Consider the following 26,829-nt stretch of genomic DNA (forward strand, 5'->3'; position numbering starts at 1 on the left):
AGGCGAGAGCGGCCGGCCCGGCGGCCCGGGCCGTCGAGGCCTCTTCCCGCGACCTAGCCGGACACGCGCGGCTGCGGTACAGTCAGCGCATGGCCCGGCTCCAGCCCGGCGCGACGCTCTCGCACTACCGGATCCTCGAGACGCTCGGCGAGGGCGGCCAGGCTACCGCCTACAAGGCTCTGGACCTCCGCCTGAGCCGGCTCGTGGTGATCAAGATCCTCCAGTCCGACCTGGCGGCCAGCGAAGCCGCCCGCCGCCGCTTCGACCGTGAGGCGCGGCTCTGCTCCGCCCTCGACCATCCCAACATCTGTGCCGTGCACGACGTCGGGGAGGAGGAGGGGCTCTGCTACATCGTCATGCAGTTCGTGGAGGGCCGCACGCTGAGGCAGCTCGTGGCGGGCCGCTCCCTGGAGCTCCTCGGCGCGCTCTCGATCGCCATCCAGGTCGCCGATGCCCTCGCGGCGGCTCACGCCCGCGGGATCGCCCATCGTGACGTCAAGCCGGCCAACGTCATCGTCCGCCCGGGGGGGCAGGTGACGGTCCTGGATTTCGGCTTGGCCAAGCTGCTCGCCGGCGAGGACGCGGCGCCGCGGGGGCGCGGGCCCGATGAGCCGGTGACCGAGCTCGGCGTCCCTTACGGCTCCCTGGGGTATGGCTCGCCGGAGCAGGTGTCGGGCGACCGGGTGGACCATCGCACGGATCTCTTCAGCCTGGGCGTCGTGATCTACGAGATGGTCACCGGGCAGCCTCCTTTCCGGGGCCGGAACCGCCTGGAGGTGCTCCGCGCGGTCGTGCACGACACGCCCCGCCCGCTGGCCGAGCTCCGTCCGGGGGCCCCCCCACGCCTCCAGGCCATCCTCGACCGGGCCCTGGCCAAGGACCCCCGCGACCGCTTCCCGAGCATGGCGGCGATGCGCGACGAGCTCAAGGCCGTGATGCGGCAGCTCACCCACGAGACGGGCCTGGTCCCTACCGAGACCTCGGCAACGCTCGTCGTCCCCCGTCGGGCCCGGAGCTCGTGGCTCTTGAGCGGGAGGCTCGGACGCGCCTTCGGGCGCTTCCGGAGCGGCGCGGGGGGCTACACGCCGCGCCCCGCCGCCGACGCCGGGATCGGTGACCGGGCCGCTCGGCCGGCGCCGTGGCGTCCACCCTCGTGGGGAACCGAGACCCGGCGGACCGTCGCCGTCCTTCCGTTCAAGAATCTCTCGGGGGATCCGGACGCGAACTTCTACGAGGTCTCGCTGGCGGACGCGATCATCACCGAGCTGGCCCACCTCCGGTCGCTCGTCGTCCGGCCCTCGTCCTACATCGCGCACTACGCGGGGCAGCCCATCGATCCCCGGCGGGTCGGCGACGAGCTGGCGGTGGCGGCGGTCCTGATCGGCAGCTTCATCAAGGGGCCCGACCGCTTCCGCGTCACCGCCCAGTTCATCGCCACCGCGACCGGAGAGATCCTGTGGAGCGACAAGATCGACGTCCGCGCTCGCGATCTCATCACGATCCAGGACACCATCGCGGAGCGGGTCATCGACGGCCTCCGGCTCCGCCTGACGGCCGAGGAACAGGAGCGGCTGGAGCGCCCCCTGACCCGCAACGCCGAAGCCTACGAGTGCTACCTGCGCGGCCGCGACTTGCTCCTCCAGTACATCTTGCGGACGTTCGACGATGCCGACCTGGACGAGGCCATCGGGAGGTTCCGGGAGGCCCTCGGCCGGGACCCCGAGTTCGCCCTCGCCCACGCGGCCCTCGGTCGATGCTATGTCCACCACGCCCAGGGCTACGGGGGCGCGGACTACTATCGGCGGGCCGCGGCGGCGCTCGGGCAAGCCCTCGTGCTCGACCCGGCGCTGGTGGACGCGCGGCTCCAGATGGTCCATGTCTTCCTGCATCGTGGCGACAAGGACCGGGCCCACGCGACGATCGCGGAGCTCCGCCGGGAGGCGCCCAACGACCCGGCGGTCATCTTCGACGCGGCGATGCTGTACCGGCTGGACGGCCTCTACGAGAAGGCTCTCCACGAGTACGACCGCCTGCTGGAGATCAACCCGCGGGACATCGTGATCGCGAGTTACAGCCGCGCCCGGGTCTACACCCATCAGCACCAGTACGAGCGGGCCATCGCCGAGCTCGAGCGGGCCCGGGCCGTCGAGCCCGATCATCCTCTGGCCAAGACCTTCCTGGCCGTCGCCTACTTCAACCAGGGCCGGGTCGACGAGGCCCAACCGCTGGTCGAGGAGGTGCTGCGGCAGCATCCGCACCTCGAAGGGGTCAAGCCGGTGCTGGCCTGGTGCCTCTCCGCGCGGGGTGAGCACGAGCGGGCGCGCGCCCTGATCACCGAGGGCGTCAAGGAGACGGCCGAAGCCGACCACGACACCGCCTTCTGGCTGGCCGGCTTCTATGCTCTGGAAGGGATGGCCGACGAGGCGATCGACTGGGTTCGGCGAGCCATCCGACTCGGCAACGAGAACTATCCGCTCTTCGCCGACAGCCGGAAGCTCGACCGCCTCCGGGCCGACCCGCGCTTCGTCGAGCTGATGGCTGAGCTGAAACAGCGCTGGGAGGCCCGACGGGAGTAGCTTCATTCGAGGGGGCCGCGCCGGCCCTCTCCGGACCCTGCAACGCTCAGGCCCTCGAGGAGGGTTGACGTGCCGGCACCCAAGGACCTCTTGGAGCGCATCCAGCTTCGTCTCGAGGAGAGCCTGGCCGGGATCGGCGAGAGCGTCGCCGATCTGCCGCCCGCCGACGTCGCCGATCTCCTGAACCAGCTCACCCTGGCCGAGGCGGCCACGGTGATCACGATGCTGTCGGTGCCGCGGGCCGTCCAGGTCTGCAACCAGCCGACGCTGGGGCGCCGCAGCGCGCTGCTCGAGCAACTCGAGCCGAGCCGGGCGGCCGCGATCCTGGAGGACCTGGCGGCCGACCAGCGCACCGACATCGTCCGCCAGATGGGCGAGCACGCGCGCCGGCGGCTGCTGCCCAAGCTCCACGCCGAGGCCCGGGCCGAGGTCGAGCGGCTCTTGCAATACCCGGCCCGCTCGGCCGGCGGCATCATGACCACCGAGTTCGTGCGGCTGGACCCGGCGATGACCGTGGGGCAGGCGCTGCGCCACATCCGCGAGGTGGCTCGCGAGAAGGAGTCGATCTACGCGGGTTACGTCATGGAGCCGGATACCGGGCGGCTCCTGGGCTCGGTCTCGCTCCGGGACCTGGTGATGGCCGAGCTAGAGACGCCCGTGGTGGACATGATGCGGCGGAAGCCGGTCACCGTCAGCGCGCTGGAGGACCAGGAGTCGGTGGCCCACAAGATCGCCAAGTACAACCTGCTGGCGGTGCCGGTGCTGGAGCAGGACGGGAGCGTGGTCGGGTTCGTGACGGTCGACGACGTGATCGACGTCATGATCGAGGAGGGGACCGAGGACCTCCTGCGGATGGCGGCCGTCGAGCCCGGGGCTCTCGACAAGCCCTACTTCGACAACCCCATCCTCCAGGTCGTCCGCAAGCGCATCGGCTGGCTCCTCCTCCTCTTCGTGGCCGAGACCTTCACGGGGACGGTCCTGCGCTACTTCGAGAGCGAGCTGGCGGCCGTCGTCGCGCTCTCCTTCTTCATCCCGCTCCTGATCGGCACCGGCGGGAACGCCGGGGCCCAGACGGTGACCACGATCATCCGGAGCATCGCGCTGGGCGAGATCCGGCTGCGGGATGCCTTGCGGGTGCTGACGCGGGAAGCCAGTGCCGGGGTCGTCATCGGCGTGCTGGTGGGGGTGGTCGCGTTCGGCCGCTCGCTGCTGTGGGGCGTGACGCTGCAGCTGGCCCTGACGGTGTCGATCACCGTGCTGGCGATCTGCGCCTGGTCCACGACGGTGGGCTCCCTCATTCCCCTCGCGGCCCAGCGCCTCCGGATCGATCCCGCCGTGCTGTCGGCGCCGCTCATCACGACGCTGGTGGACGCCACCGGCCTCATCATCTACTTCACGATCGCCAAGGTGATGCTCGGGCTCTGACGCGACCGGCCTGATCGCGGAGGGACGGCTCATGGATGGCAAGATCTGGAGCGACATGTTCCACCCGGGGCTCCCGCTGCTGGAGAAGATCCTGCGCCCGATCCTCGTCTACGTCTTCCTGATCGTCGGCCTCCGGCTGGCCGGCAAGCGGGAGCTCGCCCAGCTCAATCCGTTCGACCTGGTCGTGCTGCTGACGCTGTCCAACACCGTGCAGAACGCGATCATCGGCGACGAGCACTCGGTGACGGGCGGCCTCATCGGCGCCGCGACGCTCCTGGCCCTCAACTACGCGGTCGTCCGCTTCCTCTATGCGCACGAGCGCCTGGACCGGCTGGTCGAGGGCGGCGCCGACGCGCTCATCGACCAGGGTCGCGTCCGGACGAAGGTCCTCAAGCGGGAGCTGATCACGCGGCCCGAGCTCGAGGCAGCGGCCCACAAGCAGGGCTTCGCGTCACTCCAGGAGGTGGAGCGGGCGGTACTCGAGCCGGCCGGCACCATCTCGTTCTTCCCCAAGAAGCCGCCGCCCGAGGTCGCGCGACACCAAGAGATCCTCACCCGGCTCGACGGAATCGTGCGCGACCTGGCCGCCCTTCGGGCGGCGCTCCCGCGACCGCCGGCGGGCTCGGCATCCGCCGGATAAGCCCGGGAAGCCGGCCTGGAGGGGGGAGGAGGGCCGGGAGGCGATGATGCTATACTGCACGTCCACCAATCTGACCGAGCCCGAGAGAGCCCGGCGGCTCCTCGAGCGGAGGCTGCGGCACATCGAGGCGACGGGCGCGGAGGTCGTCATCACGGCCCATCCGGGCTGCATCCTCCCGATCGCCGCCGGCCCGCGCCGGCGCGGCCGGCGGGCCCGGGTGACCCACATCGTCGAGGGGCTCGACCAGGCCGGCGCCGCGGCGTCGGGCCCGGCCTGACGGGATGGAGAGCCGCTCACCCGCCGCGGAGCACAAGGCGCACGCGCCGCGCTCCATCCGCTGCATGGTCTGCACGATCTCCGACTCCAAGACGCCGGAGACCGACACGAGCGGCCAGCTCCTCCGGGAACTGCTGACCGCCGCCGGGCACGAGGTCGTCGACTACCGGCTCGTGCGGGACGAGCCGAGTCAGGTTCACGCGGTGATCCATGCAGCCTGCACGAACCCGACGGTCCAGGCCCTCATCTTCACCGGCGGCACCGGCATCACCTCGCGAGACCAGACGTTCGAGGCCGTCGAGGCCCTGCTGGAGAAGCGGCTGCCGGGGTTCGGCGAGCTGTTCCGGATGGTCTCGTACCAGGAGATCGGTGCGGCGGCGATGCTCTCCCGTGCCCAGGCCGGCGCCCGGGCTGGGCGGCTCATCTTCTCGCTGCCGGGCTCGCCGGCCGCCTGCCGGCTGGCCCTCGAGCGCTTGATCCTCCCGGAGCTGGGACACATGGTGCGCGAGCTGAGCCGCTGAGCACCGGGGCGCGGGTTCTGTGATAGAGTCAGAGCCGCGTGCCGGAGCGTGCCGCGCGATAGTGGAGGGACTATGAACCTGAAGTGGGCCGTCGGACTGGTCCTCGTGGTGGTGGCCGTCACACTCAGCGGGCCGAGCGCGGCCCAGCCCGGCGCGGCAGCGCCCGCGCGCCTCTGGGAGGAGGCCCCGCCGGCGGTGGTCGCGCCCGAGATCGCGCGCCTGAACGACGCGCTGACGCGGCTCGCGGAGAGTCTCAAGGCCGCGCTCGTCCAGATCCGGGTCCGCCGCGCGCCGGGCGACAGTGAGGGGGACGACGGCCCCCGGCGCTCGATGGGGTCGGGGTTCCTCGTGCACCCCGACGGGTACCTGGTGACCAACGCCCACGTCGTCGAGAGCGCCACCGAGGTCCAGGTGCGCCTGGCCACCGGGCGCCGGCTGATGGGGAAGGTCGTCGGCCGCGATGCCCGAGTGGACCTGGCGCTCGTGAAGGTCGAGTCCACCGAGCCGCTGCCCATTCTTCCCCTCGGTGACTCGAACACGCTTCGGGTGGGGGAGTTCGTGCTGGCCCTCGGCCATCCGTTCGGCCTCGAGCAGACCGTGTCCTTCGGCATCGTCAGCCGCAAGGGCGCGCCGCTTCAGACGGCGGCGCCGGGCTTCGATTTCATCCAGACGGACGCGGCGGTGAATCCCGGCAACTCCGGCGGCCCCCTCGTCAACATGGCGGGACAGGTGGTCGGCGTGAACTCGATGGCGGCCCGGAACGGCTCCATCGGATTCGCCATCCCCTCGAACCTCGTGAAGGCGCTGCTCCCGGAGCTGCTCGCCAAGGGGAAGATCGAGTGGGGCTGGCTGGGTGTGCGGATCGACGAGGTTACCGAGGACAACGTCGCCGAGTACGGGCTCCGCGAGCCGCGGGGCGTCGCGATCGCCGGCGTGATCCCGGATCAGCCCGCGGCGCGGGCCGGCCTGCGCGTGAAGGACGTGGTCGTCTCCATCGACGGTAGCACGGTGGTCACGCCCCGCGACCTCCAGCGCGTCATCGCCTCCATGCCGGCCGGGAAGACGGTGCGCATGCTCCTGATCCGCGAGGGGCAGGAGCAGGAGCTCCAGGTCACGATCGGCCGCTATCCCGAAGCTGACGAGGAGAAGCCGAAGGCGCCGGCGCGGTAGCCGCGGGCTAGGATATTTCGGGGAGGTCTCGGAAGACCCCCCCGATGCCCCCCCCGTCGTGGCGGCGGCGAAGCCGCCGCTCGGAGTACTCCTCGATGCACCATGCGCTCGGTGGTCGGCACCGGGTTACTCCGACACGCTTCTAGGTCATGGGAGGGGGCAAGCCCGCGCTCGGAGTGGAACACTGACCCGCGGCAACTGGGCCAGGCGTTGGCGCGCGGTTACTCCGACAGCCTCTTAGCCGGCCGTCACGGCCTGCGCCTGCGGCGCTCCGTCGCCGTGGGCGGGCGTGAGCGCGCAGGCCTCGGCCGCGGTGGCGGCGTGAAGCGAGAGATCCCGGATCGTCGGGGCCTCGCCGCAGAGCGGACACTTCGGATCCCGCCGCAGCCGCACCTCGCGAAAGCGCATCCCCAGCGCGTCATAGGTCAGGAGCCGTCCGATCAAGGGCTCGCCCTTTCCCAGGATGAGCTTCACGGCTTCGGTCGCCTGGACCACTCCGATGAGTCCTGGGAGCACGCCCAGGACGCCGGCCTCGTTTCAGGAGGGCACCAGGCCCGCCGGGGGGGGCACGGGATACAGGCAGCGGTAGCACGGGCCGCGTCCCGGGGCGAGGACCGTCACCATGCCCTCGAACTGGAAGATGGAGCCGTGGACGTTCGGCTTGCCAGCCAGGTAGCAGGCGTCGTTGACGAGGTAGCGCGTGTCGAAGTTGTCGGAGCCGTCGACGACGACGTCGTAGTCCTTGATGATGCGCTCGATGTTGTCGACGGTGAGGCGCTCGGGATACGGCACCACGGTGACATCCGGGTTCAGCGCCTGGATGGTGTCACGCGCCGACTCGACCTTGGGGCGGCCGACATCCGGCGTCCGGTGCAGGATCTGACGCTGGAGGTTACTGAGATCCACGACGTCCGAGTCGATGATGCCGAGCGTGCCGACGCCGACCGCGGCCAGGTAGACCCCCGTCGGCGATCCCAGCCCGCCGGCGCCGATCAGGAGCACCTTCGAGCGCAGCAGGCGCTTCTGGCCGGCCTCGCCGACCTGGGCCAGCATGAAGTGCCGGCTGTAGCGTTCCATCTGGGCCGGGGTGAGGGGTTCCTCCTTCACCACCGGGAGGTGGAGCTCCTTCCAGCGGCGGAAGCCGCCCGCCATCGACGCCACGTGCTCGTACCCCAGGTCGCGCAGCGCCTTGGCGGCCAGCAGCGAGCGGAGGCCCGACATGCAGTAGAGGACGATGGGCGTCTCGGGATCGGAATAGGCGTCCTGGACCTTGAACTCGAGGAAGCCGCGACTGATGTTCACGGCTCCCTCGACGAACCCTTCGCGGTACTCGTCCGGGTCGCGGACGTCGATCAGCACGGGCGGCGCTCCCTCGCGGAGCTGCGCCGTGACCTCTTCCACCGAGACCTCGGGGACGAATTGCTTGGCGTCCTTGACGAGATCGCGATAGGTCTTCATCCTGATGTCCTCCAGGGCGGGATCGGCTGCGGCTCGGTCACCGGCCACATTACCACGCTTCTCGATCGAGTCAAGGGACTTTTCCCCCGTCGAGGGGCGACCGATGGCCGGCAACCATGAGCGCCGTGGCGGCGGGATTCGAGTTCGGCAATCGTGACCGACAGATGCGGATCGGGATCGACACACGCCTGTGGGGGGAGCCCCGGAGCGGCATCGGACGGTATACCCGCTCCCTCGTCGAGGCGCAGGTCCGATTGGCTCCCGAAGTGCGCTGGATCCTCTACCTCGACCGGCCTCCGGGGGATCTCCCCCCGGGAACCGAGCCCCGGTGGCTGCCGTGGCGCTCGCGCCTCCTGTGGACGCTCTGGGCCGTCCGGCGGGACCTCGGGCGCCGCCCCATCGATCTCTTCCACGGCGTCACGGGCTTCGAGCTCCCGTCCGGCGGGTGTCGACTGGTGACGACGGTCCACGATCTGATCCCGCTGCGCTTCCCGCACCTCGTCCCGGCGCGCCATCGCTGGGCGGTGCGGATCTTGCTCGGAGGCGCCTTGCGCCGCGCGACGCGGGTGATCGCCGTGTCGGAGGCAACGCGGGCCGAGATCCTCGCGCGCTACCGGACGGCGCCCGACAAGATCGCCGTGGTGCCGGAGGCCGCCGCTCCGCACTTCCGGCCGCCGCCCGCCGCCGACACGGCCCGTGTCCGCGAGCGCCTCGGCCTCGGCACGCCGTACATCCTCTTCGTCGGCCTCCTGGAGCCCAAGAAGAACCTCCCGACGCTGCTGGCGGCGGTCGCGCGGCTGCGAGCCGCGGGCGCCTGGGGGACCACCCGGCTCTGCCTGGCCGGCGCCCCGGGCTGGGGCGTCGATGGCCTGGGCGCCGCGGTCGCGCGCCACGGCCTGGGCGACACCGTGCGGTTTCTCGGCGCGGTGCCGGAGGTCGAGTTGCCCGCGCTCTATGCGGGCGCGACGGCCTTCGTCTTTCCCTCGCTCTGGGAGGGCTTCGGCCTGCCCGTCCTCGAGGCGATGGCCGTGGGGACTCCGGTCATCGCCTCGCGGCGGGGGGCGCTCCCCGAGATCACCGGCGGCGCGGCGCTCCTGGTCGAGCCCGAGGCGGCGGCGCTCGCCGACGCGCTGGGGACGCTGCTGGCCGACTCCGCGCTGCGAGCGCGCCTCGGCGAGGCCGGGCTCGCGCGGGCCCAGACCTTCTCCTGGGAGCGGACGGCGCGGGAGACGCTGGCGGTGTATCGCGCGGCCCTGGCATGAAGGAATCACGCCGTGACGGGTGAGCTCGGGACCGCCGAGCGGGTCGCCCGGAATGCCGTCCTGAAGGTGGCCGTCCAGGCGACGCGCCTGCTCTCGCTCCTGTTCCTGGTCCTCGCCGCCCGGCGGCTCGGTCCCGAGGACTTCGGGAAGTTCACCTTCGCCTATGCCCTCGCCACGATCCTGGGGGCGGCCCTCGACCTCGGCATGCACTCGGTGCTGGTCCGGAGCGTGGCCCGCGCGCGGGTCGAGGCCGGGGCCTACTGGACGGCGGCGGTCACGCTCAAGCTGGCGATCCTGGTGCCGGCGGGCCTCGCCTTCGTCGCCGTTCCGGTGCTGACCTCCCGTCCGCTCGACACCACCGTCGCGGTCTGGCTCCTCGGGGCGGCGATCGGCCTCCAGTCGTTCATCGAGCTCGCCGTCTCGATCTTCACCGGGTTCGAGCGCCTCGAGGTCGAGCTGGGCCTCCGGCTCGCGGAGAAGCTCCTGCTCTTCGGCGTGGGCGTCGGAGGTCTCCTGCTCGGCGGGCGGCTCCTCCTCGTCGCCGGCGCCTTCACGCTGGCGGGCGCCGCCTCGCTGGCGCTGGCTGTGACGCTCGTCCACCGGCGCTTTGCGCGGCTCGCCTGGCGGCTGGACCCGGGCGGGGCGCGCGCCCTGGCGCGGGCGCTCGGCCTCGTCGCCGTCGCCTTCGTCCTGGCCTTCGCCACGACCCGGCTGGTGCCGCTCCTGGTCGCCCTGCTGGGTGGAGACGCGGCGGCGGGCTATTTCGGCGCGGCGATCCGGGTCCTCGACGTGGTGATGGTCGTGCCCGTGGCCCTGGTTGCGGCCGTCTACCCGGTCCTGGCCCGCGAGGCGCCCGGCGATCCCCGCTTCCGCCGGGTCGCGGTGCAGGCGGCGGAGCTCCTGCTGATGCTCGGGCTCGGGGTGGCGCTCGCCTTCGCCCATGGCGCCGACTGGCTCACCGTCGGGGTCTACGGCCCCCGGTACCAGGCGACGGCGCCCCTCCTGGCCGTCCTGGGCGCCGCCGCCTGCCTCGGCTTCCTCAACTACTACCTCGGCTTCGTCTTCCTCGCGCTCGATCGGCCCGGCCGGCTGGTCGCGGTCGCCGCCGTCGGTCTCGTGGCCAGTGCCGCCCTGACGCCCGGGCTCGTCCTCGTCCTGGGCGCGCTGGGCGGCGCCGTCGCGCTCGTGCTGGCCGAGGCCATCACGGCGTGCGGCGCCCTCGTCGCGCTGCTGCCGTTCATCCGCCTCCCGTTCGGCCGGGGGACCCTGAAGGCGGGCGCGGCGGCGCTCGGGGCGAGCCTGATCGCCGGAATGCTCCCGGCCGGAAGCGCCGCGCGGCTCGGCGCCGTGCTCCTCCTGTATGCCGGGGGCCTCCTCGTGCTGCGGCCGTTCCCGGTCGCCCTGTGGAGCCGCGTCGCGCGAGGAGTGTGGTGGGCGCCGGAGGCAAAATGACACGCCGAGACGACCTGGCCTCCCCGGCGGGAGGGCGCAGGTGAGCCCGCACTGATGCACGTGGTTCTCGACGCCCGCTACGTGTCGCGGCGTCAGTCCGGCGTCGGACACTACACGCAGCGGCTCGTCGGGGGCCTGGCGGCCATCGACCAGGAGAACCGCTACACCTGTCTCGTCGCCAGCGACGGCCCCGGGCTCGCGGTGACCCAGCGGAACTTCGCCCGCTGGCCGACCCGGGTCTCCTTCGAGAACCACCTGGTCGGGGACCTCTGGCTCCTCGGCTACCTGCCGGTGCGCCTCCGGCTCTGGGCCACCGACGTCTACCACGGCCCCGCGGTGTTCCTCCCGCTCGTCAAGCTCGGCTACCGCACGGTCGTGACGATCCACGACCTCGTGTCCTTTCTGTTCCCGGAGACCGTGCCGCGGAAGTACAGTCTCTACATGCGAGTGATGACGCGCTGGGCGGCCCGCTCCGCCGACCGCATCATCGCCGTGTCGCGCGCGACCAAGGACGACCTCACCCGAGCCCTCGGCGTCCCCGATGAGAAAGTCGTCGTCATCCACGAGGCGGTGGCCCCCGAGTTCGCGGCGCCGGTGGAGCCGGCCGTCGTCGAGGCCGTGATCCGCCGCTACGGCATCCGGCCGCCCTATTGCCTGTTCGTCGGGAACCTCGAGCCGCGTAAGAACCTCGGGCGACTGGTCGAGGCCTTCGCCGGGCTGCGCGCCCGGCGTCCGGCGCGCGAGCCGATCCCGCAGCTCGTCCTGGCCGGAACGCGGGCCTGGCTCCACGGCGGGATCTTCGAGGCGGTGGCGGCTCACGATCTGGCCGCGGACATTCTGTTCACGGGCTACGTCACGCCCGCCGACCTGCCGGCCTTGTACGCGGGCGCCACGTGCTTCGTCTTCCCCTCGCTCTACGAGGGCTTCGGACTGCCGGTGCTCGAGGCGATGGCGGCGGGCACGCCGGTCGTCGCCTCGCGCGCCGGCGCCATCCCCGAGGTGGGCGGCGATGCCGCCCTCCTGGTCGACCCTCGCCGCCCCGCGGAGATCGCCGAGGCGATCGAGACCGTGCTCGGCGACGGGCAGCTCCGCGCGACGCTCGTGGCTCGAGGCCGCGAACGGGCGCGGCTGTTCACGTGGGAGGCGGTCGCCCGGCAGACCCTCGCCGTCTACGAGTCCGTCTACGCCCGCGGGAGAGCCGCGGCCCCGCGGGCCGCCGGCTCTCGCGGGGCGCAGAACCCTGGACCATGAGGGTTGCGCTCGATGCGCGGAAGCTCCACGACTTCGGCATCGGGACGTACATCCAGGGGCTCCTCGGTGAGTTCTTCGAGCTCGGCGAGCCCGACGAGCTCCTCGCCTACGTCCCGCCCGGCGTCGAGCTCCCGCCGGCTCTACGGGGCGCCCCGCGCGTTCGCTGGCGGCCCGAGCCCGCCCGCCCCTACTCCCTGGCCGAGCTCTGGCGCTTGGCGCTCTGCGCCCGGCGGGACCGCGCAGAGCTGTTCCACGCGCCGCACTACGTCTGCCCTCCGGTGCTGCCCTGTCCGGCGGTCGTGACGATCCATGACCTGATCCACCTGCGCTTTCCGCCGCGAACGCCCTTCGCTCCGCTCTACGCCCGCGTCATGCTGCGGCTGGCCGTCCGCCGGGCCGCCCGTGTGATCACGGTGTCGGCGTCGACCCGGCAGGACGTCGAGGGCTGGCTCGGAGCGCCGCCGGCCCGCGTCCGCGTCATTCCGAACGGCGTGGCGCCCCGCTTCCACCCCGCGCCGGACGGCGCCGCCCTCGAGCCACGACTCGGCGCCCTCGGCGTGGCCCGGCCCTACCTCCTGTTCGTCGGGAACCCCCTGCCGCACAAGAACCTCCCGCGGCTCCTCGACGCGCTGGCGGGGCTGCCGGCCGAGGCCGGCCGGCTGGTGATCGCCGGGGTCCGCGCCGGGGCGCGACCGGGGGTCGCCCGCGCCATCGAGGCGCGTGGGCTCGAGCCCCGGGTCGTCATCGTGGGGGCGCTGCCCGGCGAGGCCATGCCGCTGCTCTACCAGGGGGCGACCGCGCTCGTGTGTCCCTCGCTCTGGGAGGGCTTCGGCCTCCCGGCGCTCGAGGCGATGGCCTGCGGCACGCCCGTCCTGGCCGCCGACCGGGGCGGCCTGGCCGAAGTGGTGGCTGACGCCGGCCTCCTGGTCGATCCCACAAACGTTGACGCGTTGCGTGAAGCGATGTATGATCTCGCCAGCCATGCACCTTTGCGCGCGGCGCTGCGGGCCGCCGGGCTGGCCCGGGCTCGCGCGTTTTCATGGCGGCACGCCGCCGAGGCCACCATCGCCGTATACCGAGAGGCTGTGGCCTTGGGCCAGGGGGGTCGAGGGTGACCGATGCGGGTCGCGCTAGTCCATGACTGGCTGACCGGCATGCGGGGAGGCGAGAGGGTCCTGGAAGAGCTGGTGACCCTCTACCCCGCGGCCACGATCCATACCCTCGTCCACGTCCCCGGCAGCGTCTCCCCCGTCATCGAGAGCCGGCCGATCCACACCTCCTTCATCCAGCGGCTTCCCGGCGCGCCCCGCCGCTTCCGCCACTATCTCCCGCTCTTTCCGCTGGCGGCCGGGCGGATGCGCCTCGAGGGATACGACCTCGTCATCTCGACCAGCCACTGCGTCGCGCTCGGCGTCCGGCCCGCCCCCCCGGCCCGTCACGTGGCGTACTGCTTCACCCCGATGCGCTACGCCTGGGACTTCCAGGACGAATACCTGCGCCGCGTCGTGCCGGGCGTCCGCGGCCTGGCCCGGCTGTGCCTGACCATCCTCCGGCGCTGGGACCGGACGGCGGGCCGCCGGGTCGGGTATGTGGCCTGCATTTCCCGGCATGTCGCCGGCCGCATCCGCCAGGCCTACGGGCGTGAGGCGCGGGTGATCTACCCGCCGGTGCGCACCGACTTCTTCCAGCCGAACGGGGCGCCGGGCGACACGTTCCTCTGCGTGTCGGCCCTGGCTCCCTACAAGCGCCTGGATGTGGCCGTGGACGCCTTCACCCACCTCGGGTGGCCGCTGGTCGTCGTCGGGGCCGGCGCCGAAGAGGCGCGGCTCAAGCGGCGCGCAGGGCCGACGGTCCGCTTCCTCGGCTGGCAGGACGATGCGGCGCTCCGGACGGCCTACGCGCGCTGCCGAGCCTTCGTGTTCACGGCCGAGGAGGAATTCGGGATCGCGCCGCTCGAGGCGATGGCGGCCGGCCGGCCGGTGATCGCGTACAGCCGCGGGGCGCTCAGCGAGACGGTGGTCGACGGTGTCACGGGTCTCCTGTTCCATGAGCAGCGGCCGGCCGCCCTGATCGACGCGCTGCGACGCTTCGACGTGACGGGGTGGAGTCCCGAGAAGATCCGCGCCCATGCCCTCCGCTTCGGAGAGGCGCGCTTTCGCGCCGAGATGGCGGCGTTCGTCGACGAGTGCCTGGTCGCCCCGCGAGAGACGGCGTGCTGAAGGAGCGGCGACTCTGGCTCGTCCTGGCCCTGGCCGCTGGCGATGCCCTGGCGGCCGTGGCGGCGCTGCTGGCCGCCTATGCGATCCGGTTCTGGACCGGGGTCATCCCGGCCCCGCTCGGCGTGCCGCCCCTCGAGCCGTACGCCTTGCTGCTCCCGCCGCTGGTGCCGCTCCACGCGCTCGCGCTGCGGGTGGCGGGCCTCTACGAGTACCGGCACGAGCGGACCAAGGCCGACGAGTTCTTCCAGGTCGTTCGCGGCGTGACCCTGGCCACCCTGCTGCTGGTGGCCTCCACGTTCTTCATCCGCCACTTCTCCTTCTCGCGCTGGGTCATCCTGCTCTTCTGGGGACTCGACATCGTCTGCGTCTACTGGGTGCGCCTGACGATCCGCGAGGTGGTTCGGGGGATGCGCCGCCACGGCCGCTTCGTGCGGCGGGCTCTGGTCGTCGGCGCCGGGTCGCTCGGGCAGGAGGTGGTCCGGCGGCTCCGCGGGCACCCCGAGTTCGGCGTGCGGGTGATGGGCTACCTGGACGACCGCCAGCCGCTCGGCGAGCGGATCGAGGGCAAGGAGATCCTGGGCGGCTTCGAGGCCGTGACGCAGGTGATCGAGCAGTACCGAGTCGACCAGCTCTTCGTGGCGCTGCCGATGGAGGCGCACCACGAGGCGCTCAAGATCCTCAACGCGCTCGAGGGCGAGCTGGTGGACGTGCGGATCGTGCCGGACATCCTGCAGTTCGTGACCCTGCAGGCGGCCATCGAGGAGCTCGAGGGCCTGCCGGTCATCAGCCTCGCCCAGTCGCCCATCACGGGCTGGAGCCGGATCGCCAAGCGCGGGATGGACCTGGCCCTGGCGACGGCCGGGGTCGTCATCCTGTCGCCCCTGCTGGGGCTCATCGCGGCGGTGATCCGATTGACGTCGCCGGGCCCGGTGTTCTACCGTCAGGCGCGGATGGGGCTGGACGGCCGCTCCTTCTCGATGTACAAGTTCCGCTCGATGTGCGTCGACGCGGAGGCCGAGAGCGGGCCCGTGTGGGCCACCGAGCAGGATGACCGCCGGACGCCGATCGGGGGCCTCCTGCGTCGCTACTCCCTCGACGAGTTGCCGCAGCTCTGGAACGTGCTCAGGGGCGACATGAGCCTGGTGGGCCCCCGGCCCGAGCGGCCGTTCTTCGTCCACCAGTTCAAGACGATGATCCCGCAGTACATGCTGCGCCACAAGGTCAAGTCGGGCATGACCGGCTGGGCGCAGGTCAACGGGCTCCGCGGCAACACCTCGCTGGAGAAGCGGATCGAGTACGACCTCTACTACATCCAGAACTGGTCGCTGGCCCTCGACGTGAAGATCCTTCTGCTCACCCTCTACCGGGCGTGGCAACACCGCCATGCCCACTGACATGCGGATGCGATCATGCGTGGGTTGATCCTTTCCGGTGGACGCGGGACTCGGCTCCGTCCCATCACCTTCACCTCCGCCAAACAGCTGGTGCCGGTCGCCAACAAGCCGATCCTGTTCTACGGGATCGAGGCGCTGGCGGCGTCGGGCGTCACCGAGATCGGCATCGTCGTCGGCGATACCCATCAGGAGATCCGTGACGCCGTCGGGGACGGGAGCCGCTGGGGCGTGCGCGTCACCTACATTCCGCAGTCCGCGCCGCTCGGCCTGGCCCACGCGGTGCTGACCGCCGAGGAGTTTCTCCGCGGGCAGCCCTTCGTCATGTACCTGGGCGACAACCTGATCCGCGAGCGTCTGGCCCCTCTGGTCGCACGCTTCCGGGACGCGGCCCCGAACGCGCAGATCCTCCTGGCCCGGGTGCCGAACCCCCAGGAGTTCGGGGTGGCGGAGCTCCGGGACGGTCGGGTGGTGCGCCTCATCGAGAAGCCGAAGGTGCCGCCCACCGACCTCGCGCTGGTCGGGATCTACATGTTCGACGACCACGTCTTCGACGCCGCCCGGGCCATCCGCCCGTCGCGGCGAGGTGAGCTCGAGATCACCGACGCCATCCAGCACCTCATCGACGCGGGACTGACGGTGCGGCCGCACATCATCGAAGGCTGGTGGAAGGACACCGGCAAGCTCGAGGACCTGCTGGAGGCGAATCGGATCATCCTCGACACCCTCGAGGTGCGCGTGGACGGGGTGATCGAGGGATCGGAGCTGCTCGGGAAGGTCGTGGTGGAGGCGGAGGCGAAGGTGGTGGGGAGCATGGTCCGCGGCCCGGCCATCATCGGGCGGGGGGCATTGATCGAGAACGCGTACATCGGCCCCTTCACCTCGATCGGCGACGGAGTGACCCTGCGGGGCAGCGAGATCGAGCACTCGATCGTCCTCGAGGGATCGGCGATCACCGACGTCGGCGGGCGCATCGAGAATAGCCTGATCGGCCGGAACGTGACGGTCTATCGCTCGGCCGGCAAGCCTCGCGCCTATCACCTGATGCTGGGGGATCGCAGCCAGGTCGGGTTGCCGTAGCGCCCGGCGGGGAGCGGTAGGCATGCGGGTCCTGGTCACGGGCGGCGCGGGCTTCATCGGCTCACACTTCGTGCGCCACCTCCTCACGACGTACCCCGAGTACGAGGTCGTCAATCTCGACAAGCTCACCTATGCGGGGAACCCGGCCAACCTGGCCGGTCTGGCCGACCATCCGCGCTACCGATTCGTTCACGGCGACATCTGCGAACCCCTGCTGGTCCGCGAGGTGATGGCCGGGTGCGACGCGGTGGTGAACTTCGCCGCCGAGTCCCACGTCGACCGCTCGATCCATGACGCCGGCGACTTCATCCGGACCGACGTGTTCGGCACCTGGGTGCTGCTGGAGACCGCCCGCGCCCACCGGATCGGGCGCTACCTGCAGGTCTCCACCGACGAGGTGTACGGCTCCATCGTGACGGGCGCCTTCCAGGAGACGCACCCCCTCCGCCCCTCGAGCCCATACTCGGCCTCCAAGGCGGGCGGCGACCACATGGCGCTCGCCTACTGGACGACCCACCGGACGCCGGTCGTGGTGACGCGGGCGTCGAACAACTTCGGGCCGAACCAGTACCCGGAAAAGGTGATCCCGCTCTTCATCACCAACGCCCTGGACGACCTGCCGCTGCCGCTCTACGGAGACGGCCGGCACGTCCGCGACTGGCTCTACGTGCTGGACCATTGCGCGGCGCTCGACCTGGTGCTGCACAAGGGGGCGGAGGGTGAGGTCTACAACGTGGGGGGCAGCGTCGAGGTCGAGAACATCGAGCTCACCCGCCGGATCCTGGCGCTCCTCGGAAAGCCCGAGAGCCTGATCCGCCCGGTCGTCGATCGACCAGGGCACGACCGCCGCTACGCGCTGGACACGACCAAGCTGCGCGCGCTCGGCTGGCAGCCGACCTACCCGTTCGACGACGCCCTGGCCGCCACCGTGGCCTGGTACCGCGAACACGAAGCCTGGTGGCGGCCGCTCAAGTCCGGGGAGTTCCTGGCATACTATCGGCGCCAGTACGGCGCCCGCTAGGGAATGGGAGGGGGCCTCGACGGCCCCCTCCCAACCTCCCCCGGGAGGGTTGCGCGGGCAAGCCCGCGCTCGGAGTGGAACACCGACCCGCGGCGGCTGGGCGAAGCGTGGCGCGCGATTACTCCGACAGCCTCCTAGGTCATCTCGGGGGGTCTCGGGAGACCCCCCGATGCCCCCCCGTCGTGGCGGCGGCGAAGCCGCCGCTCGGAGCACTCCTCGATGCACCGCGGGCTCGGTGGTCGGCGCCGGGTCGGTGAGTCACGCTCCCAGGTAGTGGGGGGCCTCGACAGCCCTCCTCCCAACCTCCGCCGGGAGAAGGTTGCGCGGGTGAAGCGCGCGCTCGGAGTGGAACACCAACCCGCGGCGATCGGGCGACCCGCGCGCGTCGCGCCCGCCGCGCTCGTGTCTCTCAGCTGAGAGGCATCACGGTCGACGGGCTGACAAATCCTGCAGGCTTCCGTGCGCAAACTCGTCAGGCGCGGGCGACCCTCTCTCTCAAATGAGATCGATCGCCGAGCAAGTGAGCCTGCGACAACCATGGGCCTCCGCGCGCCGCGTGGCCCGGGGTTTGCTTCTCCTGATGGACGACCGGCTGAAGCGATCAACCCGCTCGAGCGAGCGGATGGATCAAGAGACTCCCGGACCCGACCCCGGGAGTGGCCAGGCCGCCGAGGTGACCGAGGATATCGGACCTTGGCGGCCTGGCCCCCTTTTTCCCGCCGCGCGCGCCTTTCTTCGCCTCAAACCGCGTGCTATTGTGAGAACGCCATGACGGCCGCGGAGACCTATGGCGGCAAAGGGCTCATCTGCGATCCGATCCACCATTACATCCCCTTCACCCGTCCGGAGGGCGGCCTCCCGGGCGAGGTGACCGAGCAGGATCTGATCGATACCGCCTGGGTCCAGCGGCTCCGCCGGATCCCGCAGCTCCAGTCGGCCCGCTGGGTCTTTCCCACGGCCGAGCACAGCCGCTTCACGCACGCCCTCGGCGCCATGCACGTGGCCGGACGCTTCGCCCAGCAGCTGGCGCCGTCCCTGCGAGCCGTCTTCCAGGAGGCGCCGTCGGCCACCCTCCTCGAGGAGCTCCTGCGCATGGCGGGGCTGCTCCACGACATCGGGCACGGGCCGTTCGGGCACTTCTTCGACGATAACTTCCTCGCCGACTACGAGCTGACCCACGAGCTGGTCGGCCAGCGGATCATCCGGGAGGAGCTCGCCGAGGGCATCCTGGGCCTCCGGCGGAGTCCGAGCGGGCCCTTCGCCGAAGGGGAACGGATCGACCCGAACTGGATCTGCTACCTCATGGGGAAGGGCTACACCCACCCCGAGGCCGGGGATCCGCCCTGGCTCGCGTTCCTCAAGCCGATCCTGTCCGGCATCTACACGGCTGACAATCTCGACTACGTCCTGCGCGACTCGTACATGTGCGGGGTTCCGGTGGGGGCCGACCTCGAACGGATCGTCTACTACAGCTTCTTCACCCCCGAAGGGCTGACGCTCGATCGCGCCGGCACCCAGGCCCTGATCATGTTCCTCACCGCGCGCTACTACATGTACACCAACGTCTACTACCACCGGACGACCCGGGCCATCGACCTGCACCTCAAGGAGATCTTCCGGCCGACGATGCAGATCGTCTTCCCGTGGGACCTCCGGAAGGACCTCCATCCCTACCTCCACCTCACGGAGTGGACGCTCCTCGAGGAGGTCGGGCGCTGGCACGACGCCAGTGACCCGGAGCGCCGCGCGCTCGGGCAGGAGTGGCGCGAGATCCTGGATCGGCGCCTCAAGTGGCGAATGGTCCGCGAGGAGGTCCTCGACGACTCGATGATCAAGGTCTGGGCCGTCATGCGGCCGGAGTACGTCGCCGGTCAGGTCCGGGATGCGCTGCCTCGCGAGCTGAAGAACCTCGAGTTCCAGATCGACCTGGCCTTCCAGGACCCCCGACCGCTCAATCCGCTCGCCATGGGCGACCGGCAGATCTACATCTATGACGGCGCCACCGCCCGGGTGTCCAAGGAGCCGCTGGCTGCGCTCTTCAAGTACCTGCCGGCCAAAGTGGCCCAGTGCCGGATCTTCGCGCGCGATCATCGGCACGACCGGGAGCTGACCCAGGCCTTCCGGCAGGTGCTGTACGAGGACCGTCCGGCCATCCCGACCAACGTCTAGGGCCGTGGCCGATGACCGTCGCATCCGGCGTCCTCGGCCCTCGCCGGTCCTCGACGTATGCGGCATACGCCTCCGGCCGGCTCGGGCCTGCGTCCTTGGGCTGCTCGGTCTTCGGCCACGGCCCAGCGGTCCGCCAACGTGCCTGATGACCCGATGATCTAGTCCCTGGACCGGCCATGGATCTTCTCGACATCAAGGGCCGCATCGCCCGGGCGCTGGTGGAGTCCATCTTCCGTCGGGCGGGATTCACGCTTACGCCGGTGGGGCCTCGCGAGTCGCCGGCCCGCCTCGGACGCGAGGAGCTCATCCCGGACTTCTTTGCCGTGCGGGTGCCGGAAGACGAGAAGCCGCCGGAGGGGCCGGCTCGGCTCATCGAGGTCCGGTACCGGCCGCAGCTCGGACAGTACCTGTCCATCGAGGACCAGCGTGCCTCGCAGTCGATCTTCGCGCACGCCAAGCGGCAGTGGCCGGGACTCATGTTCGTCTTCGTCACCGACCACCCGGAGGCGCGCCGCTCGTGCTTCCAGGTCCTCGACCTCGAGCCCTGGTCGATGGGCGACCGCGTCGCCGCGATCGATCTGTTTGACCACTCGGGGCTCGACATCTACCGGCAGAACGTCGAGGAGCACGAGGTCCTGGCCCGCCGCATCTTCGCGCTCCTCAGCGGGAGTCCCTAGTGCGGGGCCCGCGCCCGGCGCTTGACGTCGCCCCACCTCGGGCTCGGCGGGTTCGGGCCAATGGCCTGGAGGCGTCCGGGCCGACTTCCCGACCGGAGGTCTGAGCCATGGAGAAGTTCCGCGGCGTCGACTACTACGCGATCGAGTCGCTCTTCTCGGAGGAAGAACGCATGGTGCGCGACGCCGTGCGCGACTGGGTGGAAGCGGAGTTTCTCCCGGTCGTCCCCGAGCACCATCGCGCCGGCACGTTTCCCATGGAGCTGGTGCCCAAGCTCGGGGAGCTCGGGGTATTCGGGGCGACGCTCAAGGGCTACGGCTGCGCCGGCCTCAACAACGTCGCCTACGGGCTCATCATGCAGGAGCTCGAGCGGGGAGACTCGGGCCTCCGTAGTTTCGCGTCGGTCCAGAGCGGGCTCGTCATGTACCCGATCCACCGGTACGGGTCCGAAGCGCAGAAGGAGCGCTGGCTGCCCGCCCTCCAGACGGGGAGCGCGATCGGCTGCTTCGGCCTGACCGAGCCCGACCACGGGTCGGACCCGGCCTCCATGAAGACGCGCGCCCTCCGGAAGGGCGACGGCTTCGTCCTCAACGGGACCAAGCTCTGGATCACGAACGGCTCCGCCGCGGACGTCGCCGTGGTGTGGGCCAAGGGGGACGACGGCGAGATCGGGGGGTACCTGGTCGAGCGCGGGACCCCGGGCTTCGCGACCCTGGACATCACCGGGAAGTTCTCGATGCGGGCGTCGATCACCTCGGAGCTGTCGTTCCAGGACTGCCGGATCCCGCTGGAGAACAAGCTGCCGGGGGTGTCGGGCATCCGGGGCCCTCTCTCCTGCCTCACCCAGGCCCGCTACGGGATCGCCTGGGGCGCGGTCGGGGCGGCGATGGCCTGCTACGACTGGGCCCTCCAGTACGCCCAGGCCCGCATCCAGTTCGGGAAGCCCATCGCGGCCTTCCAGCTCGTCCAGCGAAAGCTCGTCTGGATGATCACCGAGATCACCAAGGCGCAATTCCTGTGCCTCCAGCTCGGGCGACTGAAGGATCTGGGGAGCGCGCGCCCGCAGCAGGTCTCGATGGCGAAGATGAACAACGTCTGGATGGCGCTGGAGACCGCGCGGATGGCGCGCGACATCATGGGCGCGGCGGGGATCGTGGATGAGCAGCCCGTCATCCGGCACCTGCTGAACCTCGAGACCGTCATCACCTATGAGGGCACCCACGACATCCACACGCTGATCATCGGGCGGGATATCACCGGCCTCGACGCCTTCGTGTAACTCTTCGGAGGGGCCTCAACGGCCCCCTCCGAGACCTCCTCCGGGAAGTTGCGCGGGCCAAGCCCGCGCTCGGAGTGCTTCGGTCAGGAACGCGCGGTCTGGAAAGCCTGGGCATCAGCTCGAACGCCCGGCGTGTCGGATGGACGCTCGGCGCCTCCACGCTGGTGCCGGTTGGAAGCCGGCAGCGGGTGTGCTATAAGGGGCCCCGATGCCGGGCGACACGCCGTTCCAGGCGGGTGAGCCGGTGCTCCTCATCGACGAGCGCCGCGGCAAGCGCCACCTCGTCGTGCTCCGCCCGGGCGTCGCCTTCCATTCCGACCGCGGATACATAGGCCACGACGCCCTCATCGGGGCGTCCGACGGCACGACGGTCAAGAGCTCGATGGGGACCGCGTTTCTGGCCCTCCGCCCCACCCTCGGCGAGTACGTGCTGGAGATGCCGCGGGGGGCGCAGGTGATCTATCCCAAGGATCTGGCCACCATTTGCTTCTTCGCCGACATCGGGCCGGGGCAGGTCGTCTGCGAGGCCGGCCTGGGCTCCGGCGCGCTCACCCTGGCCCTGCTCCGGGCGGTCGGGCCGAGCGGGCGGGTCATCTCCTACGAGACGCGCGAGGAATTCGCCCGGCGGGCGTGCCGGAACATCGAGGCCCGGCTCGGCGACGGTTTGCCGCTCACGGTGCGGATGCAGGACGTCTACGCCGGCATCGAGGAGCGGGCCCTGGACCGGGTCCTTCTCGACCTGCCGGAGCCCTGGCGCCTGGTCGAGGCGGCGGCCACGGCGCTCCGGGCCGGCGGCATCTTCTGTGCCTACGTGCCCACGCTGCCCCAGGCCCAGCAGACACACGAGGCGCTTGCCGCCCATCCCGCGTTCGCGCTGGCCGAGACCTTCGAGACGCTCCTCCGGCCGTGGCACATCGCCGGGCTGTCGGTCCGTCCGGCTCACCGCATGGTGGCCCACACGGGCTTCATTACCCTGGCCCGTCGCGTCCTGCCGCGGGCGGGCGGCGCGCGGGTCGCGCCGCCCGCGCCGGACGAGCCGGAGGAGCCGGAGCCGGCCTAAGTCGAGGCCTCCCCCGAGGATCGTAGCGGCGGCAAGAGCCGCCGCTCGGAGCGGGACATGCCGCGCTGGGTGGTTAACCAAGAGCGCGAGAGCCGTACCCCGCGGATCTTTGACGGCGCCGGAGGGAGGGCACATGCTCGACTCCTACTTCAAGATCCGGGAGCGCGGCACGACGGTGGGCACCGAAGTGCTGGCCGGGGTCACCACCTTCATGGTGATGGCCTACATCATCTTCGTGAACCCGGCCATCCTCTCGTTCGCCGGCGTGCCGGCTCTCCAGGGGCAGGGCCCGCCGTTCCAGCCGACCCTCGCGGCCACCTGCCTGGTGGCGGCGGTGATGACGGCGGCGATGGGCCTGGCCAGCAACTACCCGCTGGCCATCGCCTCCGGGATGGGACTCAACGCGGTCGTCGCCTTCCAGCTGATCGCGGGCTACAAGCTGCCGTGGCCGGCAGCCATGGGCGTCATCGTCCTGGAGGGCGTGGCGATCACGATCCTCGTGCTGACCGGCTTCCGCGAAGCGGTGATGAACGCCATCCCGCTCTCGCAGAAGCGGGCCATCTCGGTGGGCATCGGGCTGTTCATCCTCTTCATCGGCCTCGTGAACGGGGGGGTGGTGAAGCCGGGCACCGGGATCCCGGTCACGCTCGGCTCGCTGAGCGACCTGCGGGTGGGGGTCGCCGTGGTCGGGCTCTTCGTCACCATCTTCCTCCTCGCCCTGCGGGTCCGCGGCGCCCTGCTGCTCGGGATCGTGCTCACCACCGCGCTGGCCGTCGCGCTGAATCTTGTCAGCGGCGGCAACATCTGGACGCTGCCCGGGGTGGCGGTCGTCCCGACCCAGATCGTCGCCTGGCCCGACTTCTCGACGCTCGGCCGGGGGCTGAACTTCGAGGTGTTCACGCGCCTGGGCGTCCTGACCGCGCTCCTCGCCATCTTCTCGATCATGCTCTCCGACTTCTTCGACACGATGGGCACGGTGGTCGGGATCGGCGCCGAGGCCGGGTGGCTCGACCAGAACGGCCGCCTCCCGCGCCTCAAGCGGGTGCTGGTGGTCGACTCGCTGGCCGCCGTCGCCGGGGGCCTCGGCAGCGCCTCGTCGGCCACGACCTACATCGAGTCGGCGGCGGGCGTCGGGGTCGGGGGGCGGACCGGACTGACCTCGGTGGTGGTGGCGGTCTGCTTCCTGCTGGCGCTCTTCTTCGCGCCGCTGGCCGCGATCGTGCCCCCCGAGGCCACGGCGGCGGCCCTCGTCGTCGTCGGCTATCTGATGTGCACCATCGTCCGCGAGATCCCGTTCGGAGACGTCGAGGAGGGGCTGCCCGCCCTCCTGACGATGACGCTGATGCCGTTCAGCTACTCGATCACCAACGGCATCGGCGCCGGATTCATCGCCTATACCTTCATCAGGGTCGTCCGCGGCAAGGCCGACGAGGTGCATCCCATGATGTACGCGGCCGCCCTCGCCTTCGTCCTCTACTTCGCGTTGCGCTGATCCGCGGTCCAGCCGGCGTCCCGAACGTGGCGAGGCCCGGGGGCGTGTGGTAGGCTAAATCGCTATGGCGATGATGAGCTGGATGCGGCAGAGCTCTCGGTACTTCCTCGCCTTCGTCGTGATCACCTTCGTGGCGAGCCTCGCGTACTTCGGCGCGACTCAGGATCGTGGCGGGACCACGGCGGTGGCGACGGTGAACGGCGAGGAGATCTCGGCGACCGCGTACGAGCGGGCCTACCGATCCACGGTCGAGCAGTACCGTCAGGTCTTCAAGGAGCGCTTCAGCGAGGACCTCCTGCGCTCGCTGCGGGTCCAGGATCAAGTGGTCGATCGGCTGGTGACGGACCGCCTGATCCAGCAGCAGGCCGACCGGGAAGGCCTCCGCGTCTCGGACGAGGAGCTGGCCGAGGAGATCATGCGCATCAGCGCCTTCCAGACGGGCGGGCGCTTCTCGCGTGAACAATATCTCCGGGTCCTCGGCCGGGTCCAGCTCACCACCGCCGCCTTCGAGCAGGACGTCCGGTCCGAGCTCCTCCAGCGGAAGGTCCGGGCCCTCGTCACGGAAGGCGCCAAGGTCTCCGACGCCGAGCTGCGGCTCTACTGGGAGACGCAGCACGAGGGTGTCCGGGCCATCTACCTCCTGGTGACGCCCGAACCCTTCGTGGCGGGAATGGCGGTGACCGACGCCGAGCTCGAGACGTACCACAAGGCCCATCCCGCGGAGTTCACGCGGCCGGAGCGCCGGCGCGTCCTGGCGGCCCTGTTGCCGACGGCGAGCGTGTCCTTCCCGGCCGTGACGGACGCCGACGTCGAGGCGGCCTACAAGGAGCGGCGCCAGGAGTACGACCAGCCCATGCGGCTCAAGGTCGCCCACATCCTGGTGCGGGTCCCCAGCGTCGGCGGGAGCGAGGCCGAGGACCGCGCCAAGGCCAAGGCCGAAGAGGCCCTCCAGCGCGTCCGGGCCGGAGCGGACTTCGCCCAGGTGGCCCGTGACGTCTCCGAGGATACCGCCACCGCCCCGCGAGGTGGGGAGCTCGGGCCCGTCGCCCGCGGAGAGCTCGTCCCCCAGTTCGAGCAGCTCGCCTTCAGCCTCAAGCCCGGCGAGATCGGCGGCCCCGTGCGCACGCCGTTCGGCTACCACGTGATCAAGGTGCTCGACATCGTGCCGGCCTCGAAGAAGGAGCTCCGCGAGGTCGCGTCGGCCATCCGGGCCAGCCTCGCCGCCGAAGGGCAGCAGAAGGCCGCGCGGGAGAGGGCCCAGGAGGCCCAGCAGGCCCTGCTGGCCGCCAGGGACTTCGCGGCCGAGGCGCGGCGCCGGGGCCTCACCGTCCGCGAGGTCGGGCCGCTCGGCCGGACCGATCCGATCGAGGGAATCGGTCGCGCGCGGGAGGCGAGCGAGGCGATCTTCGCGCTGCCGCTCGACGGCGTGAGCGCCCCGGTCAAGGTGTCCGAGGGCTATGTGATCTTCCGGCTGATCGAGCGGGAGGCATCCCGGCTGTTGCCGCTCGCGGAGGTCCGCAACGAGGTCGCGGACAAGGTGCGGCGAGCGAAGGCCCTCGACGCCGCCAAGGCCAAGGCCGGCCAGCTCGCGGACGCCCTCCGGGCCGGCGAGGACCCGCGGGCGCTGGCCACGCGGGAGAGCGTGAGCCTGGGCGAGGCGGCGGCCCACTCGCGGGCCGAGCCGCTGCGCGACGCGGAGCTGGGGCAGGCGCTCGGCTCGCTGGCCCTCGAGCTCCCCGAGGGCGGGGTCGGAGACCCCGTGAGCAGCCCCAAGGGCTTCTACGTCGTGAAGGTCGTCGCCCGCGAGCATCCGGACCCGGCGAAGTTCGAGGCCGCGCGGCGCGAGCTCGAGAAGCAGCTCCTCGAGCAGAAGCGCAACCAGACCTGGGAAGGGTGGCTCGCCGCCGCCCGCGCCCGGGCAAAGATCGAGATCAACCGGAAGGTCCTGCCGCAGAGCCAGGCTGGGTAAGGCGAGGTCCGGCATGCGAGTTCGGAAGACCCACCAGGAGTTTCTGGCCCGCGCCCGGGTGGTGCGGGTGGCCACCGCCGACGCGAAGGGCGTGCCCCACGTGGTCCCGGTCTGCGCCGTCGTCGACGGCGGGCGGGTCTACATCGGCTCCGGTGACGACGCCCGCAAGGTGCAGAACATCAAGGCCAACCCCCACGTCACCGTCGTCGCCGATGACTACTCGGAGACCTGGGACGGCCTGCGAGGCGTGATGCTGGCCGGCACCGCGCGGCTCCACCCCCGCGGCCCGCGCTTCCGCCGGGCCCGCAAGCTCCTCTACACCAAGTACCCGCAGTATCGGTCCGAGGCGGCCCTGGAGGAGGGCGACGCCGTCATCATCGAGGTCACGCCCACCCGCGCCTTCGCCTGGGGGTTCGACTAGCCTCGGCCGCGGCGCCGCCAGG

At 71.1% G+C, this 26,829-nt stretch carries 22 protein-coding genes; 21 read left to right on the forward strand and 1 reads right to left on the reverse strand.

Features of this window, described 5'->3' with window-relative positions:
* The first annotated feature begins 89 nt into the window (after positions 1 to 89).
* The 6 genes from VGW35_15320 to VGW35_15345 all read left to right on the forward strand — a co-directional run bounded on the left by VGW35_15320 (position 90) and on the right by VGW35_15345 (position 6,608).
* The gene (locus tag VGW35_15320) at positions 90 to 2,576 is read left to right on the forward strand and encodes a protein kinase (GenBank protein ID HEV8309031.1); all 2,487 of its coding nucleotides are present in this window, start codon (positions 90 to 92) and stop codon (positions 2,574 to 2,576) included.
* Positions 2,577 to 2,645: 69 nt separating this feature from the next.
* Positions 2,646 to 4,001, forward strand: a complete 1,356-nt coding sequence (mgtE, locus tag VGW35_15325) for a magnesium transporter (protein HEV8309032.1) — start codon at positions 2,646 to 2,648, stop codon at positions 3,999 to 4,001.
* 31 nt (positions 4,002 to 4,032) lie between these two features.
* Positions 4,033 to 4,641, forward strand: a complete 609-nt coding sequence (locus tag VGW35_15330; protein ID HEV8309033.1) for a YetF domain-containing protein — start codon at positions 4,033 to 4,035, stop codon at positions 4,639 to 4,641.
* Positions 4,642 to 4,684: 43 nt separating this feature from the next.
* Positions 4,685 to 4,918, forward strand: a complete 234-nt coding sequence (locus tag VGW35_15335) for a heterodisulfide reductase-related iron-sulfur binding cluster (protein ID HEV8309034.1) — start codon at positions 4,685 to 4,687, stop codon at positions 4,916 to 4,918.
* Between the two features lie 4 nt (positions 4,919 to 4,922).
* On the forward strand, positions 4,923 to 5,438 hold the full coding sequence (locus VGW35_15340) for a molybdenum cofactor biosynthesis protein B (GenBank protein ID HEV8309035.1): 516 nt from the start codon (positions 4,923 to 4,925) through the stop codon (positions 5,436 to 5,438).
* Between the two features lie 72 nt (positions 5,439 to 5,510).
* Positions 5,511 to 6,608, forward strand: coding sequence for a trypsin-like peptidase domain-containing protein (locus VGW35_15345; GenBank protein ID HEV8309036.1), 1,098 nt, complete (start codon positions 5,511 to 5,513; stop codon positions 6,606 to 6,608).
* A 237-nt stretch (positions 6,609 to 6,845) separates the two neighbouring features.
* On the opposite strand, the gene moeB is transcribed toward VGW35_15345, so the two are convergent.
* Positions 6,846 to 8,066 (reverse strand): molybdopterin-synthase adenylyltransferase MoeB, encoded by a 1,221-nt coding sequence (moeB, locus tag VGW35_15350; GenBank protein ID HEV8309037.1) that lies wholly within the window; start codon positions 8,064 to 8,066, stop codon positions 6,846 to 6,848.
* A 116-nt stretch (positions 8,067 to 8,182) separates the two neighbouring features.
* On the opposite strand from moeB, the gene VGW35_15355 reads away from it, so the two are divergent.
* From VGW35_15355 to VGW35_15425, 15 genes are all read left to right on the forward strand, one after another.
* Complete coding sequence (locus tag VGW35_15355; protein ID HEV8309038.1) at positions 8,183 to 9,328, forward strand: glycosyltransferase family 1 protein; 1,146 nt, start codon at positions 8,183 to 8,185, stop codon at positions 9,326 to 9,328.
* 12 nt (positions 9,329 to 9,340) lie between these two features.
* On the forward strand, positions 9,341 to 10,780 hold the full coding sequence (locus tag VGW35_15360) for an oligosaccharide flippase family protein (protein ID HEV8309039.1): 1,440 nt from the start codon (positions 9,341 to 9,343) through the stop codon (positions 10,778 to 10,780).
* Between the two features lie 54 nt (positions 10,781 to 10,834).
* Positions 10,835 to 12,031, forward strand: coding sequence for a glycosyltransferase family 1 protein (locus tag VGW35_15365; GenBank protein ID HEV8309040.1), 1,197 nt, complete (start codon positions 10,835 to 10,837; stop codon positions 12,029 to 12,031).
* Entirely contained in the window at positions 12,028 to 13,146 is a 1,119-nt protein-coding gene (locus VGW35_15370; GenBank protein ID HEV8309041.1) for a glycosyltransferase family 1 protein, read from the forward strand. The genes VGW35_15365 and VGW35_15370 overlap by 4 nt, the downstream gene beginning before the upstream one ends.
* A gap of 3 nt (positions 13,147 to 13,149) precedes the next feature.
* Positions 13,150 to 14,250: a glycosyltransferase gene (locus VGW35_15375; GenBank protein HEV8309042.1), complete on the forward strand. Its 1,101-nt coding sequence runs from the start codon at positions 13,150 to 13,152 to the stop codon at positions 14,248 to 14,250.
* Positions 14,244 to 15,644 (forward strand): undecaprenyl-phosphate glucose phosphotransferase, encoded by a 1,401-nt coding sequence (locus VGW35_15380; protein HEV8309043.1) that lies wholly within the window; start codon positions 14,244 to 14,246, stop codon positions 15,642 to 15,644. Before VGW35_15375 ends, VGW35_15380 begins: the two co-directional genes overlap by 7 nt.
* A 15-nt stretch (positions 15,645 to 15,659) precedes the next feature.
* Positions 15,660 to 16,721, forward strand: coding sequence for a glucose-1-phosphate thymidylyltransferase (locus tag VGW35_15385; protein ID HEV8309044.1), 1,062 nt, complete (start codon positions 15,660 to 15,662; stop codon positions 16,719 to 16,721).
* Positions 16,722 to 16,743: 22 nt separating this feature from the next.
* The gene (gene rfbB / locus VGW35_15390; protein ID HEV8309045.1) at positions 16,744 to 17,742 is read left to right on the forward strand and encodes a dTDP-glucose 4,6-dehydratase; all 999 of its coding nucleotides are present in this window, start codon (positions 16,744 to 16,746) and stop codon (positions 17,740 to 17,742) included.
* Positions 17,743 to 18,510: 768 nt separating this feature from the next.
* Positions 18,511 to 19,911, forward strand: coding sequence for an HD domain-containing protein (locus VGW35_15395; GenBank protein HEV8309046.1), 1,401 nt, complete (start codon positions 18,511 to 18,513; stop codon positions 19,909 to 19,911).
* Positions 19,912 to 20,087: 176 nt separating this feature from the next.
* The gene (locus VGW35_15400; protein ID HEV8309047.1) at positions 20,088 to 20,588 is read left to right on the forward strand and encodes a hypothetical protein; all 501 of its coding nucleotides are present in this window, start codon (positions 20,088 to 20,090) and stop codon (positions 20,586 to 20,588) included.
* 107 nt (positions 20,589 to 20,695) lie between these two features.
* Complete coding sequence (locus tag VGW35_15405; GenBank protein HEV8309048.1) at positions 20,696 to 21,865, forward strand: acyl-CoA dehydrogenase family protein; 1,170 nt, start codon at positions 20,696 to 20,698, stop codon at positions 21,863 to 21,865.
* 208 nt (positions 21,866 to 22,073) lie between these two features.
* Positions 22,074 to 22,925 (forward strand): tRNA (adenine-N1)-methyltransferase, encoded by an 852-nt coding sequence (locus tag VGW35_15410; protein HEV8309049.1) that lies wholly within the window; start codon positions 22,074 to 22,076, stop codon positions 22,923 to 22,925.
* A gap of 133 nt (positions 22,926 to 23,058) precedes the next feature.
* Positions 23,059 to 24,417 (forward strand): NCS2 family permease, encoded by a 1,359-nt coding sequence (locus tag VGW35_15415; protein HEV8309050.1) that lies wholly within the window; start codon positions 23,059 to 23,061, stop codon positions 24,415 to 24,417.
* Between the two features lie 82 nt (positions 24,418 to 24,499).
* Positions 24,500 to 26,386 carry a peptidyl-prolyl cis-trans isomerase gene (locus VGW35_15420; GenBank protein HEV8309051.1) on the forward strand — a complete coding sequence of 629 codons (1,887 nt, stop codon included), beginning with the start codon at positions 24,500 to 24,502 and terminating at the stop codon, positions 26,384 to 26,386.
* A gap of 13 nt (positions 26,387 to 26,399) precedes the next feature.
* Complete coding sequence (locus VGW35_15425; GenBank protein HEV8309052.1) at positions 26,400 to 26,807, forward strand: pyridoxamine 5'-phosphate oxidase family protein; 408 nt, start codon at positions 26,400 to 26,402, stop codon at positions 26,805 to 26,807.
* Positions 26,808 to 26,829 lie beyond the last annotated feature (22 nt).

The sequence above is a fragment of the Candidatus Methylomirabilota bacterium genome, assembly GCA_036005065.1.
GTDB lineage: Bacteria > Methylomirabilota > Methylomirabilia > Rokubacteriales > DASRDR01 > DASYQW01.